Raw genomic sequence first — 18,023 nt, 5'->3', positions numbered from 1 at the left:
AAGCGAGAGAACGTTGCCAACGGCAACGGCCCGTAGGGTGAGGAGCGAAGCGACGAATAATCCTTCCCCCACCACCATCTTCAAGCTTTACCTACAATTTGAATTACCCCTGGTGGGGTTCCCGAGCGGCCAAAGGGAGCAGACTGTAAATCTGCCGTCATCGACTTCGAAGGTTCGAATCCTTCCCCCACCACCATCATGATCTTCAGAAAGCATCTAACCTTCATTCGACATCGGTTTGTCATAATTCTATCCATATGGGGAAGGATGAGAAGCTTCGACTAAGGTTCGATTCGAGCGAAAGCGAGAAAGCGTTGCCGCAGGCAACGACCCGAAGGGCGAAGCGCGCAGCGCTGAGTCATCCTTCCCCCACCACCATTACTTCATAAGGCACCAATTTCAAATCAATCAGCACTGCCCCGTATCCTTACCCCACAGGCAGACTTCACACCATGGTGCCATAGCTTATTGGTTATCTTATCAATACTTCTTCCTGGCAATCTTTTTCGCCTCCTTTGACTGGTCAATTTTTCGCCAGATGAGATTAAAGGCGGCATATGTCTCGCTAAGTTGATCTGGGGTAAGCGTTCCCTTGAGTCGGTTTCTTTCGGCAATGAGCGCTGAACAATCATCCTTAGATTTTTCCGTATACATACTTGCCATGTAATACCAAATATAGGCCTGCTTATTATCTTTAGGCACACCCTGGCGCCCATGAGCATAAATTTCCCCAAGCGCTGATTGTGCCGGAGTAAACCCCTGCTCTGCCGCTTTGAGGTACCACTTCAGCGCATTCCGGCTATTTTCAGGCACGCCTCTTCCCGTGCTATATGCTACGCCAAGCTGATATTGCGCTTTCGCAAAATCCTGTTTTGCTGCTTTTCGATACCATGCGATAGCCTGTCTGTCGCTTTGCGCGACGCCGCGACCAAAAGCAGACATGATGCCCAGATGCGTTTGCGCAGCAGGCAGCCCCTGGCGAGCGGCTTTGCGATACCACGCCAGCGCCTGTTGGTAGTCCTGAGAAACGCCCTCACCCTGCATAAACATCACGCCGATCGCATCCTGCGCCTCGGCCAATCCTTGCGCTGCGGCTCTGCGATACCACTCCAGCGCCAGGTTGTGATCTTTCAATAAGTGATAACCGTTGTAATACCATACGCCAAAATTGTACTGTACCTTTGCCATCACGCGTTGCGCTGTTTTTCGATACCACGTCTGAGAGTGAACCCGGTCAGCGGGATGCGCTTTATCATAGAGCGCATCCAGCGGAATGTGGCCTGGCGTATAGCTGCTTGGTATACCTTTATTAAGCCAGTAAACTGCCTGACGATAATCCTGAGGCACGCCTTCACCATAAAAATAGGCAACACCGAGATAAAGTTGCGCGGGGTAGTACATATTTTCCGCCGCTTTACGCATCAAGATCGCCGTTTGCTGATAATCCTGAGGAACGCCCTGACCGTGGGCGTACATTACTCCAAGCTTAAATTGTGCTGACGAAGCTGAACCCTGTCCGCGGACAACACCCGCATCATTGGTTGGAGAGGCGGCTTTTCGATACCACTCCAGCGCTAGCTGGGTATTTTGGGGAAACCCATCGCCATACATATAGGCGTCACCGAGGATTTCTTGCGTACTACTATCCCCTAGCTCTGCCGCCTTGCGATACCACTCCAGCGCTTTTTGTCGACTAAGTGGAAAATTTTCACCATAGTTGTAATGATAGCCAAGGATGAAATAGGAAAAATCAGAACCTTGTTTACCCGCTTTCTCCAGCCATTTTATGGCTAGTTTATAATCAGGCTTAACGTATCGCCCCTCCGCATACCAGCTTCCAAGCGAGAACTGCGCGCTTTCATCTCCTTGTTCCGCTTTTTGCTCTAATTCCTGAACGTACTGGCATTCTTCTGAGTCGGGGGGATAGCGATCCTCGCAGACAGCAGCGTGAGCCATTTTTGAAATAAATATATTTAATATTATTATTTTGAAAATTGATGAAAAACGCATACAACTATCCTTATTGTCGTTTATGGCGTGATAATATGCTGCATCATCCTTTTTCTGCTTACAAAAAACTCGCACAGATGCTGAATAAACCCAAAAACAAAGAGTCCGGATTCAGATGCCAGACATGGCAGATCCGCTGTAAACGAAACAAGGCGGCGGTCGATAAGGCATTTATGCCGCACTCCGGCAAACAGCCATAAAAAAACTCCGCCGAAGCGGAGTTTAGGGCATCGAGAGAAAATCAGTGACGCGCACGTACAATCTGGTATTTGCGGGTCAGATACTCGACCGGCACGCTCCAGATATGCACCAGGCGCGAGAATGGGAATAACAGGAACAGCGTCATCCCCAGTACCAGGTGCATACGGAAGATAAAAGCTACACCGTCCAGATGTGCGGATGCGCCACCGTGGAAGGTCACAACTGACTGCGCCCACCCGACCAGCTTCATCATTTCACTCCCGTCCATATGCTGGGCGGAAAACGGAATGGTCAGCAGCCCCAGCGCGCACTGAATCACCAGCAGCGAGAGAATCAAAATATCTGCGCCGGTAGTGGTGGCGCGGACACGTGGGCTAAACAGGCGACGCTTGAGCAGTAAAATACCGCCAACCAGCGTCAGCACGCCGCAGGCGCCACCGGCAATCATCGCCATCTTCTGTTTCACGTCGACCGGCAGAAAAGCTTCATACATCCAGTGCGGCGTTAACATGCCCAGGAAGTGACCGGCGAAAATACCCAGAATCCCAATGTGGAACAGGTTTGACGCCAGGTTCATTCCTTTGCGATCCAGCATCTGACTGGAAGCCGCCCGCCAGGTGTACTGGCCGTAGTCGTAACGTAACCAGCTACCGATCAGAAATACCGATCCGGCAATGTACGGGTAGATATCAAAGAAGAACATATTCAGGAAGTGCATTAGTGCTGTCCTCCGGTGGTGATATTCAGATATTGCGGCGCCACGGCCCCGGCAAAACGACGCTGGTGAGCGGAGATTTCCGACTCGCCACACCCTTGATCGGCGAAGAATTTCACCTGCTCTTCTTCCCAGACCGCATCCAACGCCTGTGGGGTATCATCACGTGCTTCATTCGCAATTTTTTCAGCCACTTTATCGCTGTCGATAACGGTATTCGCCAGTTTTAACAGCAGATCGAACAGCACCGCATAACGGCTGTCACGCTGTTGCAAACGTGCGCTGAGCAGCGCCAGAATCGGCGCGATATCCTGTAACCCCCCTAACGCTTCGCTTTTCGGCAATTGCGCAAGGTATTCCAGATACAGCGGCAGATGATCGGGCAGTTCGCGGCTGTCGAGCTGCAAACCGTGCTGCTCATACTGTGCCATCAGGTCAACCATCGCCTGACCGCGATCGCGGGATTCCCCGTGTACATGTTCAAACAGCAGCAGCGATGTAGCGCGACCACGGTCAAACAGTTCACTGTAGGCGGCCTGTACATCCAGCATGTCCTGCGCGGTTAAATCGCGCAGGAAAACGCCCAGAGTCTGGGCATCCTCTTTATCCAGGTTCTCAGATGACGCGAGCGCATCGAACAACTCCTGCTGATGCTGCCACAGGGCAGCATCCGGGTACTCGAGCAGACGCGAAACAATGACGAGTTCAATCATGCGTGCGGCTCCGTTTTGCTGGTCACATCAACAGCGTCGATGCGGCGGCTGTTGAACAGATTGAATTTGGTATCAGACCCGTGGCAACCATCGCCGAAGGTAAAGCCACAACCGCTTTTCTCCGGGAATGCGTCACGCGCCAGTTCACGATGGCTGCTCGGTACCACAAAGCGATCTTCATAATTAGCAATCGCCAGGTAACGATACATTTCCTGCGCCTGGGCTTCGCTTAAACCCACCTCTTCCAGCGCGCGGGTATCCACTTTACCGTCTACGGTTTCCGCACGTTTGTAGTGACGCATCGCCAGCATCCGTTTCAGCGCCAACAGTACCGGCTGGGTGTCGCCAGCGGTCAACAGGTTCGCCAGGTACTGCACCGGGATACGCAGACTGTCTACATCCGGCAGAATACCGTTGCTGCCCAGTTCACCCGCGTCGGCGGCAGACTGAATCGGTGACAAAGGCGGCACGTACCAGACCATCGGCAGCGTGCGGTATTCCGGATGCAGCGGGAGCGCCAGCTTCCAGTCCATCGCCATTTTGTACACTGGCGATTGCTGCGCCGCATCGATCACGCTCTGCGGCACGCCGTCCTTCAGCGCCTGCTCAATGACAGCCGGATCGTTTGGATCGAGGAACACGTCCAGTTGACGCTGGTACAGATCTTTTTCGTTTTCCGTACTGGCGGCGCTTTCAATGGCATCTGCGTCATACAGCAGTACGCCAAGGTAGCGGATACGGCCCACGCAGGTTTCGGAGCAAACGGTCGGCTGACCGGCTTCGATACGCGGGTAGCAGAAGATGCACTTCTCGGACTTGCCGCTCTTCCAGTTGAAGTAAATTTTCTTGTACGGGCAACCGGTGATACACATCCGCCAGCCGCGGCACTTGTCCTGGTCGATCAGCACGATGCCATCTTCTTCACGCTTGTAGATAGCACCGCTCGGGCAGGTCGCCACGCACGCCGGGTTGAGACAGTGCTCGCACAGGCGCGGCAAGTACATCATGAAGGTGTTTTCGAACTGGCCGTACATCGCCTTCTGCATGTTTTCGAAGTTCTGGTCTTTGGCGCGTTTTTCGAACTCACCGCCCAGAATCTCTTCCCAGTTTGGCCCGCTGGTAATTTTGTCCATCCGCTGGCCGGTAATCAGCGAGCGCGGACGCGCGATCGGCTGATGTTTGCTTTCCGGCGCGGTATGCAGGTTCTGGTAGTCGTAATCAAACGGCTCGTAGTAGTCGTCGATGCCCGGCAGATGCGGGTTAGCGAAGATTTTACCCAGCAGCAGCGCCCGGTTGCCCATGCGCGGCTGTAGTTTGCCGTTGATTTTGCGGATCCAGCCGCCTTTCCATTTTTCCTGATTTTCCCAGTCATTCGGAAAACCAACGCCAGGCTTACTTTCTACGTTGTTGAACCACGCGTATTCCATACCTTCGCGACTGGTCCAGACGTTTTTACAGGTGACTGAACAGGTATGACAGCCGATGCACTTATCGAGATTCAGCACCATGCCGACTTGTGAACGAATTTTCATTTTACGCTCTCCTGTACCTGGTCATTGCCTTCGCCATCCAACCAGTTAATGTTCTTCATCTTACGTACCACCACAAACTCATCGCGGTTGGAGCCGACGGTACCGTAGTAGTTAAAGCCGTAGGCTAACTGCGCATAGCCGCCGATCATATGGGTCGGTTTCGGCGTAATGCGCGTCACCGAGTTATGAATACCGCCGCGCTGCTGGGTAATTTCCGACCCCGGCAGGTTTACGATACGTTCCTGCGCGTGGTACATCATGGTCATGCCCGCCGGTACACGCTGGCTGACCACTGCGCGTGCGGTCAATGCGCCGTTGCTGTTGAAGACTTCGATCCAGTCGTTATCTTCAATGCCCAGATCTTTGGCGTCGGTTTCGCTCATCCATACAATCGGGCCGCCACGCGACAAGGTCAGCATCAACAGGTTATCGCTGTAGGTCGAGTGGATACCCCATTTCTGGTGCGGCGTCAGGAAGTTGAGCGCCTTCTCCGGATTACCGTTGGATTTACGCCCCATCACCGCTTTCACCGAGCGGGTGTCGATCGGTGGGCGATACACCAGCAGACTTTCGCCAAAGTCGCGCATCCACTGATGATCCTGATACAACTGTTGGCGACCAGACAGCGTACGCCATGGGATCAGCTCGTGAACGTTGGTATAACCGGCGTTATAAGAAACGTGCTCATCTTCCAGACCAGACCAGGTCGGGCTGGAGATAATTTTGCGCGGCTGGGCCTGAATATCGCGGAAGCGGATTTTCTCTTCTTCTTTATTGGTTGCCAGATGCGTATGGTCGCGACCGGTAAACTCGCTCAGCGCCGCCCAGGCTTTCACCGCCACCTGACCGTTGGTTTCCGGCGCTAACGTCAGGATCATCTCTGCCGCGTCAATCGCCGTGTTGAGCATCGGCTGACCTTTCGCCGGACCGTCCGCTTTGGTGTAATTGAGCTTACGCAGCAAGTCCATTTCGCTTTGCGTGTTCCAGGCAATCCCTTTCCCGCCGTTGCCGATTTTCTCCATCAGCGGGCCGATAGAGGTAAAGCGTTCGTAAGTCGCCGGGTAATCGCGCTCGACGGTCATGATGTGCGGCGCGGTTTTCCCTGGGATCAGATCGCATTCGCCTTTTTTCCAGTCTTTCACGTCCAGCGGCTGCGCCAGTTCAGCGGCAGAGTCGTGCTGGATCGGCAGCGTCACGACGTCAGTCTCTTTACCCAGGTGGCCTACACAGACTTCGGAGAATTTCTTCGCAATGCCTTTGTAGATTTCCCAGTCGCTTTTCGATTCCCAGGCCGGATCTACGGCGGCAGACAGCGGATGAATAAACGGATGCATATCCGAGGTATTCATATCGTCTTTTTCATACCAGGTGGCGGTCGGCAGTACGATATCGGAGTACAGGCAGGTGCTCGACAGGCGGAAGTCCAGCGTCACCACCAGATCCAGTTTGCCGTCCAGGCCATTGTCACGCCACTCCACTTCTTCCGGCTTCACACCGCCCTGCTTGCCGAGATCCAGCCCCTGAATACCATGCTCAGTACCCAGCAGATATTTCAGCATGTACTCATGGCCCTTACCGGAAGAGCCAAGCAGGTTAGAACGCCAGATGAACAGGTTACGCGGGTGGTTTTTACCGTTTTCCGGCTGCTCGGCGGCAAAGCGAATCGAACCCTCTTTCAGGGATTTGACGGTATAGTCTACCGGCGTCATACCGGCTTTTTCCGCTTCACGCGCAATGTACAGCGGGTTGGTGCCTAACTGCGGCGCTGACGGCAACCAGCCCATACGCTCGGCGCGCACATTGAAGTCAATCAGATGACCGCTATAGCGGGATTTGTCCGCCATCGGCGACAGTAACTCCTCGGCGGTCACCGTCTCGTAGCGCCACTGGCTGGAGTGGTTATAGAAGTAAGAGGTGCTGTTCATGTGACGCGCCGGACGCTGCCAGTCAAGGGCAAACGCCAGCGGCTGCCAGCCGGTCTGCGGACGCAGTTTTTCCTGGCCGACGTAGTGCGCCCAACCGCCACCGCTCTGACCAACGCAACCACAGAACACCAACATATTGATCAGCCCGCGATAGTTCATATCGAGGTGATACCAGTGGTTCAGACCGGCGCCAACGATAATCATTGAACGCCCGTGCGTTTTGTCCGCGTTATCGGCGAATTCCCGTGCGACACGGATGATCTGCGCCCGCGGCACGCCGGTGATCTGCTCGGCCCATGCTGGCGTATACGCTTTGGTATCGTCATAACTGGCGGCACAATTTTCATCGTTCAGGCCGCGTTCCAGACCATAGTTAGCCATGGTCAGATCGTAAACGGTAGTGACTAACGCTGAAGAACCATCGGCCAGTTGCAGACGTTTTGCCGGCAGTTTATGCAGCAGGACGTTATCCAGCGCCACATGATTAAAGTACTCTGAACCTTCGCCGCCGAAATACGGGAAGCCCACGTCAGCAATCTCATCCTGGCTGCCCAGCAAGCTGAGCTGCAATTCAGTTTCTGCACCGGTAGTCCCGTCGCGCTGTTCGAGGTTCCATTTGCCTTTTTCACCCCAACGGAAACCAATTGAACCGTTTGGCGCCACCATTTCACCGTTGCTGTTGATAGCGACGGTTTTCCATTCCGGGTTATTTTCCTGCCCCAGCGAATCAACGAGATCGGCAGCGCGCAGCATACGACCTGCGGCATAATAACCATCACGCTCTTCAAGCATCACCAGCATTGGCATGTCGGTATAGCGGCGGACATAATCGGTGAAGTACTGGCGCGGGTTGTCGAGGTGGAATTCGCGCAGCATGACGTGGCCCATCGCCAGCGCCATCGCCGCATCGGTCCCCTGCTTCGGCGCCAGCCACAGATCGCACAGTTTGGCGATTTCAGCATAGTCCGGCGTCACCGCGACGGTTTTAGTGCCTTTGTAACGTACTTCGGTAAAGAAGTGGGCGTCCGGCGTACGGGTTTGCGGCACGTTAGAGCCCCAGGCGATAATATAGCTGGAGTTGTACCAGTCAGCGGATTCCGGCACGTCGGTCTGCTCGCCCCAGGTTTGCGGGGAGGCTGGCGGCAGGTCGCAGTACCAGTCGTAGAAGCTCAGGCAGGTACCGCCAATCAGCGAAAGATAACGTGCGCCGGAAGCGTAGGAAACCATCGACATCGCCGGAATGGGTGAGAAGCCCGCGACGCGGTCAGGGCCATAGGTTTTCACGGTGTACACGTTGGAAGCGGCGATCAGCTCGTTCACTTCCTGCCATGAGGAGCGAACAAAGCCGCCACGACCACGCGCCTGTTTGAAGCTTTTGGCTTTATCGGCATCTTCAATGATGGAGGCCCATGCCTCTACCGGATCGCGATGCAGTTTTTTCGCCTCGCGCCACATCTTCATCAGACGTTTGCGCATTAGCGGATATTTCAGTCGGTTAGCGCTGTAGAGATACCAGGAGTAACTTGCCCCGCGCGGGCAGCCGCGAGGTTCATGGTTTGGCATATCAGGACGGGTGCGCGGGTAATCGGTTTGCTGTGTTTCCCAGGTCACCAGACCATTTTTGACATAAATTTTCCAGCTACAAGAACCGGTGCAGTTCACCCCATGGGTTGAGCGCACAATTTTGTCATGCTGCCAACGTTGGCGGTATCCGTCCTCCCAGTCCCGGTTTGTTTCGAGAAGCTGGCCGTGCCCATCGGCAAAGGTTTCGCCCTTCTGCTTGAAGTAGCGAAACCGGTCCAGGAATTTACTCATCGGGTTTCTCCTGTATGGAACCTTACGGCTCTCTGATAAATCGACATTGCTTAACTAAGGGCGAAGGTAACGCGCTGAATGGGCGTGAGAATTGATAACGATCAAGGCGGACAGGGATGCAAATGGCGCGCAAACCTCCTGCATACTCCTTTTGGAGGAGGAGTTTTATTTATATATATTACTGATTTAATTGCATAAAATTAAATTTACGCACGACATGAATGTTAAATTTTCAACAAGTGGGTATTAAGGGGTATCCCCCTGGATGACCGATAAAGATGTGCGTGGTCAGCCCTGTCGAGCCTCTCTTTTTGGCTATAAGTATGTTGTAACTAAATGCAGGTAAAAAAAGCGCGGTCTAACGCCGCGCAAAGGATAATCAAAAGTTACTTTTTATTTTTAGAATGACGTCCATATACCGCCCAGGTAATAACGACGCAGGCGATATAGAAAATAAGAAAGACCTTCATCGCGCCGACTGGCGAACCGGTTAAGGCTAAAGATGAACCAAACGCTTTCGGAATAAAAAAGCCGCCAATCGCGCCAATCGCGGAAATAAAGCCCAGCGCCGCCGCCGTATCGGTCGCCGCTTCACGCATGGCTCTTTCGTCCGACCCGCCTTCCGCTTTTACCCGGTCCATCGTCAGTTTACGGAAGATAACGGAGATCATCTGGAAGGTAGAACCACTCCCCAGCCCAGCCGTCAGGAACAGCGCCAGAAATACCCCGTAGAACGCGATAAAGCTACCGCCAACGCCGCCAGTAGGTAATGTCAGGAACAGCAGACCGCTGAAAATCGCCATCAGGACAAAGTTGATAAGCGTGACGCGGGTCCCCCCCAGACGGTCAGAAATTGCGCCGCCTGCCGAACGCGCCAGCGCGCCGATAAACGGACCGAAAAACGCATAATGCAGGATCTGCACATCCGGGAATTGCGTTTTAGACAGCATCGCGAACCCCGCGGAGAAACCGATAAACGATCCGAAGGTCGCCAGATACAGCAGACTCATGATCCACAGATGACCACGTTTGAGCACCGGCAGTTGCTCTTTTAGCGAGGCCTTAGACGTCGCCAGTTCGTTCATGCCGAACCACGCCGCCAGCGTAAAAATGGCCAGGAAAGGCACCCAAATCCAGGCCGCGTTCGCCAGATAGAGCTGAGAACCGTCCGGCTGCTCTACACCGTGGCTGCCAAAGGCGGCAAAGATAGAGAGCGAAACCACCAGCGGCGCAACCAGCTGCATCACGCTCACGCCCATATTGCCCAGACCGCCGTTCAGACCCAGCGCGCCGCCCTGCTTTTGTTTAGGAAAGAAAAAGCTGATGTTCGCCATACTGGAGGCAAAGTTCGCGCCGGCAAAACCACACAGCAAGGAAATAATAATGAAAGTGCTAAAGGGCGTACTGGTATCCTGAACGGCAAAGCCTAACCATACGCAAGGCACGATGAGGATACCGGTGCTGAACGCTGTCCAGCGACGTCCGCCAAATAGCGGCACCATAAAGGAGTAAGGCACCCGTAGCAGCGCGCCGGAAACAGATGGCAGCGCAGTCAACATAAAGAGCTGATCGGTCGTAAAATTAAATCCCACTTTCGGCAGGTTCACCGCCACTGCGCTGAATAGCATCCAGACGCAAAACGCCAGCAGTAAACACGGGACAGAAATCCACAAATTACGGCTAGCGACACGATGGCCGCGCTGCTGCCAGAACGCCGGATCTTCCGGACGCCATTCCGTGATAACAGCGCCAGTTGCCCTTTCCGGGGCGGATGAGTGACTCATAGACACCTCTGATTCTTGATTTGATGTCTGCCACATTAGGGTTTACTGCCGAAGGTAAGTTGATATAAATCAAAGGAAAAGTCGTCATCACCGGCGACTAAAAAGCGTTATTACCCTTAATGAGTAGGCTATTTTGGTAAAAAAGCTGTGGTTTTTCACCATGCTGTGTCTGTCTACTCCTTCCCGTCGCAGATACCTCTTTACGGCGGCAATTAAGGAGTAACTCGTTATAGGTATGGGTATACTCCGCTGTATCGTTGAGAATAGCGGCACAGCCGATTGACGCCCCTCTTTTTTGCTACGTTTTTTCGGCGACATTACCCCGAAGAAAGAAGGTAACATGTTTAAACGGTGTTTCTCTCCTCTTACGCTGGTTAACCAACTGGCGCTGATTGTCATGCTCTCTACCGCTATCGGCGTGGCGGGGATGGCGGTTTCCGGCTGGCTGGTTCAGGGCGTGCAGGGTAGCGCTCATGCGATTAATAAAGCGGGCTCATTGCGTATGCAAAGCTATCGACTACTGGCCGCTGTCCCGCTGGATGCTAAAGATCAAAAGCTGCTGGATGAGATGGAGCAAACGGCATTCAGCCCGGAACTGACCCGCGCCGCTGAGCGAGACGGGCAGCAGAAGCAGCTTAAAGCGTTGCAGGATTACTGGCATAACGAACTCTCGCCAGGACTACAGCACGCGCAAAACGCGCACGCGGTCGCAGAAGATGTCACACGCTTTGTGGCGGGCCTGGATCGCCTGGTGACGTCGTTCGACCATACTACTGAATTGCGTATCGAACGCGTGGTATTAGTTCACCGGGTAATGGCGATCTTTATGGCGCTATTGCTGGTATTTACGATTATCTGGCTACGTGTTCGCCTTTTGCAGCCCTGGAAACAGTTATTATCAATGGCGCGCGCCGTCAGTCAGCGCGACTTTACCCAACGTGCCAATATCAGTGGACGCAATGAGATGGCCGCGTTGGGTTCTGCGCTCAATAATATGTCTGAAGAACTGGCCGAAAGTTATGCGGTACTGGAACAGCGCGTACAGGAAAAAACAGCCGGTCTGGAACATAAAAACCAGATTCTCTCGTTTTTGTGGCAAGCCAACCGCCGACTGCATTCACAGGCTCCGCTATGTGAGCGTCTTTCACCGGTACTGAATGGCCTGCAAAATTTAACCCAGTTGCATGATATTGAGCTGCGAGTCTATGACCTGGAAGATGAAGATAATCACCAGGAATTTACCTGTCAGTCGGACATCAGTTGCGATGATAAAGGCTGCCACCTTTGCCCACGTAGCGCCCTGCCGATGATTAACGGCGGCACCACCTTAAAATGGCGGCTCACCGACTCTCACACCCAATACGGTATTTTGCTGGCGACGCTGCCCTATGGACGCCATCTCAGCCACGATCAGCAACAGTTGGTGGACACGCTGGTTGAACAGCTTACCGCGACTCTGGCGCTCGACAGGCATCAGGAGCGCCAGCAGCAGTTGATTGTCATGGAAGAGCGTGCCACCATTGCCCGCGAACTGCATGATTCTATTGCCCAGTCGCTCTCTTGTATGAAGATGCAGGTGAGCTGCCTGCAAATGCAGGGCGACGTGTTACCGGAAAGCAGCCGTGAGTTACTCAGCCAAATTCGCAATGAGCTAAACTGCTCCTGGGCGCAACTGCGCGAACTGTTAACCACTTTCCGGTTACAGTTGACGGAACCCGGGCTACGTCCGGCGCTGGAGGCAAGCTGCCAGGAGTTCAGCGCCCGGTTTGGCTTTACGGTAAAACTGGATTATCAGCTTCCCCCCCGCCTGGTGCCTTCACACCAGGCGATACACCTGTTGCAAATTGCCAGGGAAGCCCTCAGCAACGCCCTTAAACACTCTCATGCCGACGATGTGGTGGTGACAGTGACGCAATGTGGCAAACAGGTCAAACTAAAAGTGCAGGATAATGGCTGCGGCGTCCCGGAAAACGCCGAACGCAGTAATCACTACGGCATGATCATCATGCGCGATCGGGCGCAAAGTTTGCGCGGCGATTGCCAGGTACGCCGACGCGAGACTGGCGGAACAGAGGTCACTGTTACTTTTATTCCAGAAACAAACTTCACAGAAACCCAGGGAGATACCCATGAATAATCAGGAACCGGCAACCATCCTGTTAATCGACGACCATCCGATGCTACGGACGGGTGTAAAGCAGCTTGTGAGTATGGCGCCCGATATCAGCGTGGTCGGAGAAGCCAGCAACGGTGAGCAGGGTATTGACCTGGCGGAATCGCTCGATCCCGATCTGATCCTCCTTGATTTGAATATGCCGGGAATGAATGGTCTCGAAACGCTGGATAAATTACGCGAAAAAGCGCTGTCAGGACGTATTGTCGTTTTCAGCGTATCCAACCATGAAGAAGATGTCGTCACGGCGCTAAAGCGCGGCGCGGATGGTTATCTGTTGAAAGACATGGAGCCGGAGGACTTGCTCAAAGCGTTACAACAGGCCGCCGCCGGCGAAATGGTATTAAGTGAAGCGTTAACGCCGGTACTGGCGGCCAGCCTGCGGGCCAACCGCGCCACCACCGATCGCGATGTAACGCAACTCACCCCGCGTGAGCGCGATATTCTGAAGCTCATCGCGCAGGGATTGCCGAATAAGATGATTGCCCGACGTCTGGATATCACCGAAAGTACGGTCAAAGTGCACGTGAAACATATGCTCAAGAAAATGAAGCTGAAATCGCGCGTGGAGGCCGCCGTCTGGGTGCATCAGGAACGCATCTTTTAATTATTGCTCCTGGAACGGTTGCCAATGCGGATTATCGTCCGGCATCGTGATAAACGGTTCAGTCAGCGCGAGCGTGATCTCATTGGAAGAGACACGCTGACCTTTTTCATCCTCAACTACCACCGATAAACGCCAGCGATTTGCCGCGCCTTCGCGGTGATCCCAGGCCGGCATAATGATTGTCCAGCCCTCGGTACTGCGGGTGTCCGTTCCTGCCGTCAAACTTAATGCCTGTGTATCGCCCTGCCAGCTCAAATGACGAATACCGTGCACGCTGCGCACCTGCAATTTTAACGCAACCGTCTCACCAGGCGTAAGATCCCAGGGCGGCGTCGCCAGAAAAACCGTTAACGTTTTACGCTGCCGATACTCCATTGTCGGCAGCGAGTTACGTTGCGGCGTATCATAGCGGCTACCGCGTAATGACTGGCTTTGCGCCACTTCACTGGCGGCAAGCTGCTTTTTGAGCGGCACGCCGAAGCGGTAGTTAAGCGTCAGCCCCAGGTTATTCTGACTGACCCCGCTCTCGCCCTGTTTGTGCTGGGCGGTCATGGTAAGCAAAGGTACTGGCGTATAGTTGAGACCCAGTTTTAACGCGACAGGATTGTGATACCCCGTTCCGGAGTCAAACAGATCCACGCTATCGCCAAAGTACTGCTCCAGACTAACGCTGGTATTGATATGCTGGTAAAACGGCAGCCGCATTTGCGCGTTGATATCATACCCGCGCGCCATTCGCTGTTCTAAGGTCGCCGTATGCGTCTGCCAGTCGGCAAAAGGCTGATAATAGTTGGCGGATAAACGCAAATATTCTCCCCACGCCTCCGCGCCAAAACCGGCGCGCTGTAGATTTTCATCCAGCAGATTATCGTAAAAGGTATTATAGCCAAGAAGCCAGCCATCCTGCGCCCAGCGCTGTCCTACGCCAATGTTGCTTACCAGTCCGTCAGTCTGTTGCGTAAGACCAAGCTGGCTCCAGGTCAGATAGCGCTGTTTATCCTGTAAAGGGATAAACCAGCTTCCGCGACTGCCGTTAAAATGACCTTCGTTATCGACGTTAATATCCACGCTGGCGCTGCCCCAGGCTGATAGCCAGCTTTCAAGCTGCTGGTTAACCTGCTCGCTGACCACATCGCGTACCTGTCCGAAAGCAAATTGCCGCGCCTGTTCACCGGTATCCAGATCGTTATTTTTCATGCTGGCTTCGCCAAACGCTTTGGCCATCTCGGCAAAATGCTTTTCCCCTTCGTGGGATTCCGGCATCATGCCTAAATCCGGCAGACGGTTTTGCGTGAAAGGGTCTTGCGCCTGCGCACGGATCGTACCGCTGGCAGCCAGCAAGAGAAGCGAGAGTGAGAATGAACGAAAAACAATACGGCTCAACGTGTCGGCAACTTCTACAACAAAAGATAAGAGGAATGGCATCAGAGTAAACCATAACGTGTCCGGACAGGTTTTGCAGCCTTTTCTCGTGCTTCCAGGAATATCCTTATTTTTTCCGCAGAGCGTCCCGGGATTTTCTCCACGCATTTGGCGGCACCCGGTTCCCGAGGTAACATAACGCCATTGCCGACAAAATTTCTCAAGGAGAAGGGTTATCCATGCAAAATATCGTCATTATCGCTAACGGCGCCGCCTACGGCAGCGAATCATTATTTAATAGCCTGCGTCTGGCCATTGCGCTGCGCGAGCAGGAAAGCCATCTCGATTTACGCCTGTTTTTGATGTCAGATGCCGTAACCGCAGGGTTACGCGGTCAAAAACCAGCCGAAGGCTACAATATTCAGCAAATGCTGGAAATTCTGACCGCGCAAAACGTACCGGTAAAATTATGCAAAACCTGTGCGGACGGACGTGGTATCACTCCCCTGCCGCTGATTGACGGTGTGGAAATCGGAACGCTGGTCGAGCTGGCGCAATGGACGCTGGCAGCGGACAAAGTGCTGACATTTTGAATCTGTACGCGGGAAAAGCTCCCGCGTCAGGATAGACTTCCGGCAAGAAAATCAGGCTAACACGTGAGTAATACCGCGTTTATTTTTTCTTATGCCATTTATCATCCTCGCCTTTTTCATAATCGTTTTTAACCGCCGCCCAGGCGACTTTGTGTGCGGTTTCCTCGCGGCTGGCGTCATCACGACGATCGGCTTTATCTTTATATTGCTCCCAGGCGCTATTAAAGGCTTCTTTGTAAATGTCCTGGGCATGGGCTGGAAGAACATTCCGCACATTATCGGGTAAATCACTTTTGGCTTTATACGGCATCAGCGCCTCCGACTTCAGGGAAAACATTAAGTGTGGTAAACAATGCGTTATTACGCCAGTCGAGGAGGATTTTTGCTTTTTACGGAAATTAACTTTTTGTTATTTAAACACTGTTAAAACAAGATCGTTGTTTTACTGACCTTGAAAGAAAAAAATCGTCTACGCCGTAAAACTACGTAAAAAACCACTAAAAAAATACAAATTTCTGCTATTTTTACCTTCTTTACTCTTTCCAAAATATTAACACCTGCACAAGGGAGACCCTCATGACACATGCTTGTGAGGCGGTGAAAACCCGCCATAAGGAGACTTCGCTTATTTTCCCGGTTCTTGCGCTGGTAGTGCTGTTCCTTTGGGGAAGCAGCCAGTCACTACCAGTGGTTATTGGCATCAATATCCTTGCACTTATTGGTATTTTAAGCAGCGCATTTAGCGTGGTCCGTCATGCCGATGTATTAGCGCATCGACTCGGCGAACCCTATGGATCGCTTATTTTAAGCCTGTCCGTCGTTATTCTTGAGGTGAGTTTAATTTCCGCGCTGATGGCTACCGGCGATGCTGCGCCAACGCTTATGCGCGATACGCTCTACTCTATTATTATGATTGTCACCGGGGGACTGGTCGGTTTCTCGTTGTTGTTGGGCGGGCGTAAATTCGCAACGCAATATATGAATTTATTTGGGATTAAGCAGTATCTTATCGCGCTGTTTCCGCTGGCGATTATTGTGCTGGTTTTTCCAATGGCATTGCCGCAAGCCAATTTCTCTACCGGTCAGGCATTATTGGTCGCGTTAATTTCCGCCGCGATGTACGGCGTATTTTTGTTGATTCAAACCAAAACGCACCAGAGCTTATTTATCTATGAACATGAAGATGAAGGCGATGATGACAATCCACACCACGGTAAACCCTCCGCGCACAGTAGCGGCTGGCATACGGTCTGGTTACTCATTCATTTAATTGCGGTCATTGCCGTTACCAAAATGAATGCCAGCCCGCTGGAGGCGTTGTTGACCAGCATGAACGCCCCGGTCGCCTTTACCGGTTTCCTGGTCGCGCTGTTAATTCTCTCGCCGGAAGGACTGGGCGCGCTGAAGGCGGTACTGAATAATCAGGTTCAGCGGGCAATGAATCTGTTCTTCGGATCGGTGTTGGCGACGATTTCATTAACCGTGCCGGTCGTCACGCTCATCGCCTGGGCGACAGGTAATGATCTGGTGTTTGGTTTAGGCGCGCCGGAAATGGTAGTGATGGTAGCCTCGTTAGTGCTGTGCCATATTTCGTTCTCTACCGGACGCACCAACGTGCTAAACGGCGCGGCGCATCTGGCTTTATTTGCCGCCTATCTGATGACGATTTTTGCCTGATATAAAAAAGCCGGATAGTATCTTATCCGGCCTACACAAGCTAAAAACCGCAATCAGTTCTCGGTATCCAGCTCGTCGAAGCTTTTCACCAAATCATCAATCGCTTTTATCTGGGTCAGGAACTGCTCCAGTTTCGCCAGCGGCAGCGCGGAAGGACCGTCGCACTTCGCGTTAGCCGGGTCCGGATGCGACTCCAGGAACAGGCCCGCCAGACCGACAGCCATACCGGCGCGCGCCAGCTCGGTCACCTGACCACGACGACCGCCAGAGGCGGCGCCAAATGGGTCGCGGCATTGCAGCGCATGGGTAACGTCGAAAATCACCGGCGAGTTGCCGGAGACCTTTTTCATCACGCTAAAGCCCAGCATATCCACCACCAGGTTGTCATAACCGAAGTTCGCGCCGCGGTCGCACAGAATCACCTTATCGTTACCGCCCTCATGGAACTTGTCCACGATATTGCCCATCTGACCCGGGCTTACGAACTGCGGCTTTTTCACGTTAATCACAGCGCCGGTTTTCGCCATCGCTTCCACCAGGTCGGTCTGGCGCGCCAGAAACGCCGGGAGCTGAATCACGTCAACCACATCAGCAACAGGCTGCGCCTGGCTGGCTTCATGGACGTCAGTGATCACTTTTACGCCAAATGTCTGTTTGAGCTCCTGGAAGATTTTCATCCCTTCTTCCAGACCCGGCCCGCGGTAAGAGTGAATAGAGGAACGGTTGGCTTTATCAAAAGAGGCCTTGAACACGTAAGGAATACCCAGCTTCTGGGTAACGGTTACGTAGTGCTCACAAATGCGCATTGCCAGATCGCGTGACTCCAGCACGTTCATACCGCCAAACAGCACAAACGGCAGGTCATTTGCCACCTTAATGTCGCCAATGTTAACCACTTTTTGTTTCATAGGATCGC

At 53.1% G+C, this 18,023-nt stretch carries 13 protein-coding genes, 1 tRNA gene and 1 other RNA gene; 6 read left to right on the top strand and 9 right to left on the bottom strand.

What is annotated here, in order from left to right; all coding sequences use genetic code 11:
• Window positions 1-111 precede the first annotated feature (111 nt).
• Window positions 112-196 (top strand) — tRNA-Tyr (locus ACLJQD_RS06460).
• A gap of 50 nt (window positions 197-246) precedes the next feature.
• Window positions 247-378: non-coding RNA, RtT sRNA (locus tag ACLJQD_RS06455), on the top strand.
• A gap of 102 nt (window positions 379-480) precedes the next feature.
• Here the strand turns inward: ACLJQD_RS06455 and ACLJQD_RS06450 are convergent.
• From ACLJQD_RS06450 to narK, 6 genes are all read right to left on the bottom strand, one after another.
• Window positions 481-2,010: a tetratricopeptide repeat protein gene (locus tag ACLJQD_RS06450; protein ID WP_017441278.1), complete on the bottom strand. Its 1,530-nt coding sequence runs from the start codon at window positions 2,008-2,010 to the stop codon at window positions 481-483.
• A gap of 241 nt (window positions 2,011-2,251) precedes the next feature.
• Window positions 2,252-2,929, bottom strand: a complete 678-nt coding sequence (narI, locus tag ACLJQD_RS06445) for a respiratory nitrate reductase subunit gamma (protein ID WP_000545594.1) — start codon at window positions 2,927-2,929, stop codon at window positions 2,252-2,254.
• Window positions 2,929-3,639, bottom strand: a complete 711-nt coding sequence (gene narJ, locus ACLJQD_RS06440; protein WP_000571668.1) for a nitrate reductase molybdenum cofactor assembly chaperone — start codon at window positions 3,637-3,639, stop codon at window positions 2,929-2,931. Before narJ ends, narI begins: the two co-directional genes overlap by 1 nt.
• The gene (gene narH / locus ACLJQD_RS06435; protein ID WP_000702629.1) at window positions 3,636-5,171 is read right to left on the bottom strand and encodes a nitrate reductase subunit beta; all 1,536 of its coding nucleotides are present in this window, start codon (window positions 5,169-5,171) and stop codon (window positions 3,636-3,638) included. Before narH ends, narJ begins: the two co-directional genes overlap by 4 nt.
• Entirely contained in the window at window positions 5,168-8,911 is a 3,744-nt protein-coding gene (locus ACLJQD_RS06430) for a nitrate reductase subunit alpha (RefSeq protein WP_017441277.1), read from the bottom strand. The genes narH and ACLJQD_RS06430 overlap by 4 nt, the downstream gene beginning before the upstream one ends.
• Window positions 8,912-9,297: 386 nt before the next feature.
• The gene (gene narK, locus ACLJQD_RS06425) at window positions 9,298-10,695 is read right to left on the bottom strand and encodes a nitrate transporter NarK (protein ID WP_000019848.1); all 1,398 of its coding nucleotides are present in this window, start codon (window positions 10,693-10,695) and stop codon (window positions 9,298-9,300) included.
• 340 nt (window positions 10,696-11,035) lie between these two features.
• Between narK and narX the strand changes: the two genes are divergently transcribed.
• Together narX and narL are read left to right on the top strand one after the other, a co-directional pair.
• Window positions 11,036-12,832, top strand: coding sequence for a nitrate/nitrite two-component system sensor histidine kinase NarX (gene narX, locus ACLJQD_RS06420; protein ID WP_000476244.1), 1,797 nt, complete (start codon window positions 11,036-11,038; stop codon window positions 12,830-12,832).
• The gene (gene narL / locus ACLJQD_RS06415; protein ID WP_001064598.1) at window positions 12,825-13,475 is read left to right on the top strand and encodes a two-component system response regulator NarL; all 651 of its coding nucleotides are present in this window, start codon (window positions 12,825-12,827) and stop codon (window positions 13,473-13,475) included. The genes narX and narL overlap by 8 nt, the downstream gene beginning before the upstream one ends.
• Here the strand turns inward: narL and ACLJQD_RS06410 are convergent, their stop codons facing one another.
• A complete protein-coding gene (locus tag ACLJQD_RS06410) occupies window positions 13,476-14,900 on the bottom strand; it encodes a YchO/YchP family invasin (RefSeq protein WP_001116350.1) in 1,425 nt (474 codons plus the stop codon). It abuts the gene before it with no gap.
• Window positions 14,901-15,076: 176 nt separating this feature from the next.
• On the opposite strand from ACLJQD_RS06410, the gene ACLJQD_RS06405 reads away from it, so the two are divergent.
• The gene (locus ACLJQD_RS06405) at window positions 15,077-15,430 is read left to right on the top strand and encodes a DsrE/DsrF/TusD sulfur relay family protein (protein ID WP_001179794.1); all 354 of its coding nucleotides are present in this window, start codon (window positions 15,077-15,079) and stop codon (window positions 15,428-15,430) included.
• A gap of 79 nt (window positions 15,431-15,509) precedes the next feature.
• Here the strand turns inward: ACLJQD_RS06405 and chaB are convergent, their stop codons facing one another.
• Window positions 15,510-15,740, bottom strand: coding sequence for a putative cation transport regulator ChaB (chaB, locus tag ACLJQD_RS06400; RefSeq protein ID WP_001146392.1), 231 nt, complete (start codon window positions 15,738-15,740; stop codon window positions 15,510-15,512).
• 266 nt (window positions 15,741-16,006) lie between these two features.
• On the opposite strand from chaB, the gene chaA reads away from it, so the two are divergent.
• Window positions 16,007-17,107 carry a sodium-potassium/proton antiporter ChaA gene (gene chaA, locus ACLJQD_RS06395; protein ID WP_000148418.1) on the top strand — a complete coding sequence of 367 codons (1,101 nt, stop codon included), beginning with the start codon at window positions 16,007-16,009 and terminating at the stop codon, window positions 17,105-17,107.
• Between the two features lie 53 nt (window positions 17,108-17,160).
• Here the strand turns inward: chaA and kdsA are convergent, their stop codons facing one another.
• Entirely contained in the window at window positions 17,161-18,015 is an 855-nt protein-coding gene (gene kdsA / locus ACLJQD_RS06390; RefSeq protein ID WP_000811046.1) for a 3-deoxy-8-phosphooctulonate synthase, read from the bottom strand.
• Window positions 18,016-18,023 lie beyond the last annotated feature (8 nt).

This window comes from Salmonella sp. SAL04214, from assembly GCF_046550615.1.
GTDB classification, from domain to species: domain Bacteria; phylum Pseudomonadota; class Gammaproteobacteria; order Enterobacterales; family Enterobacteriaceae; genus Salmonella; species Salmonella enterica.
Note: the sequence above shows the minus strand (reverse complement) of the source record. Positions and strands in the feature narration are given on the sequence as shown.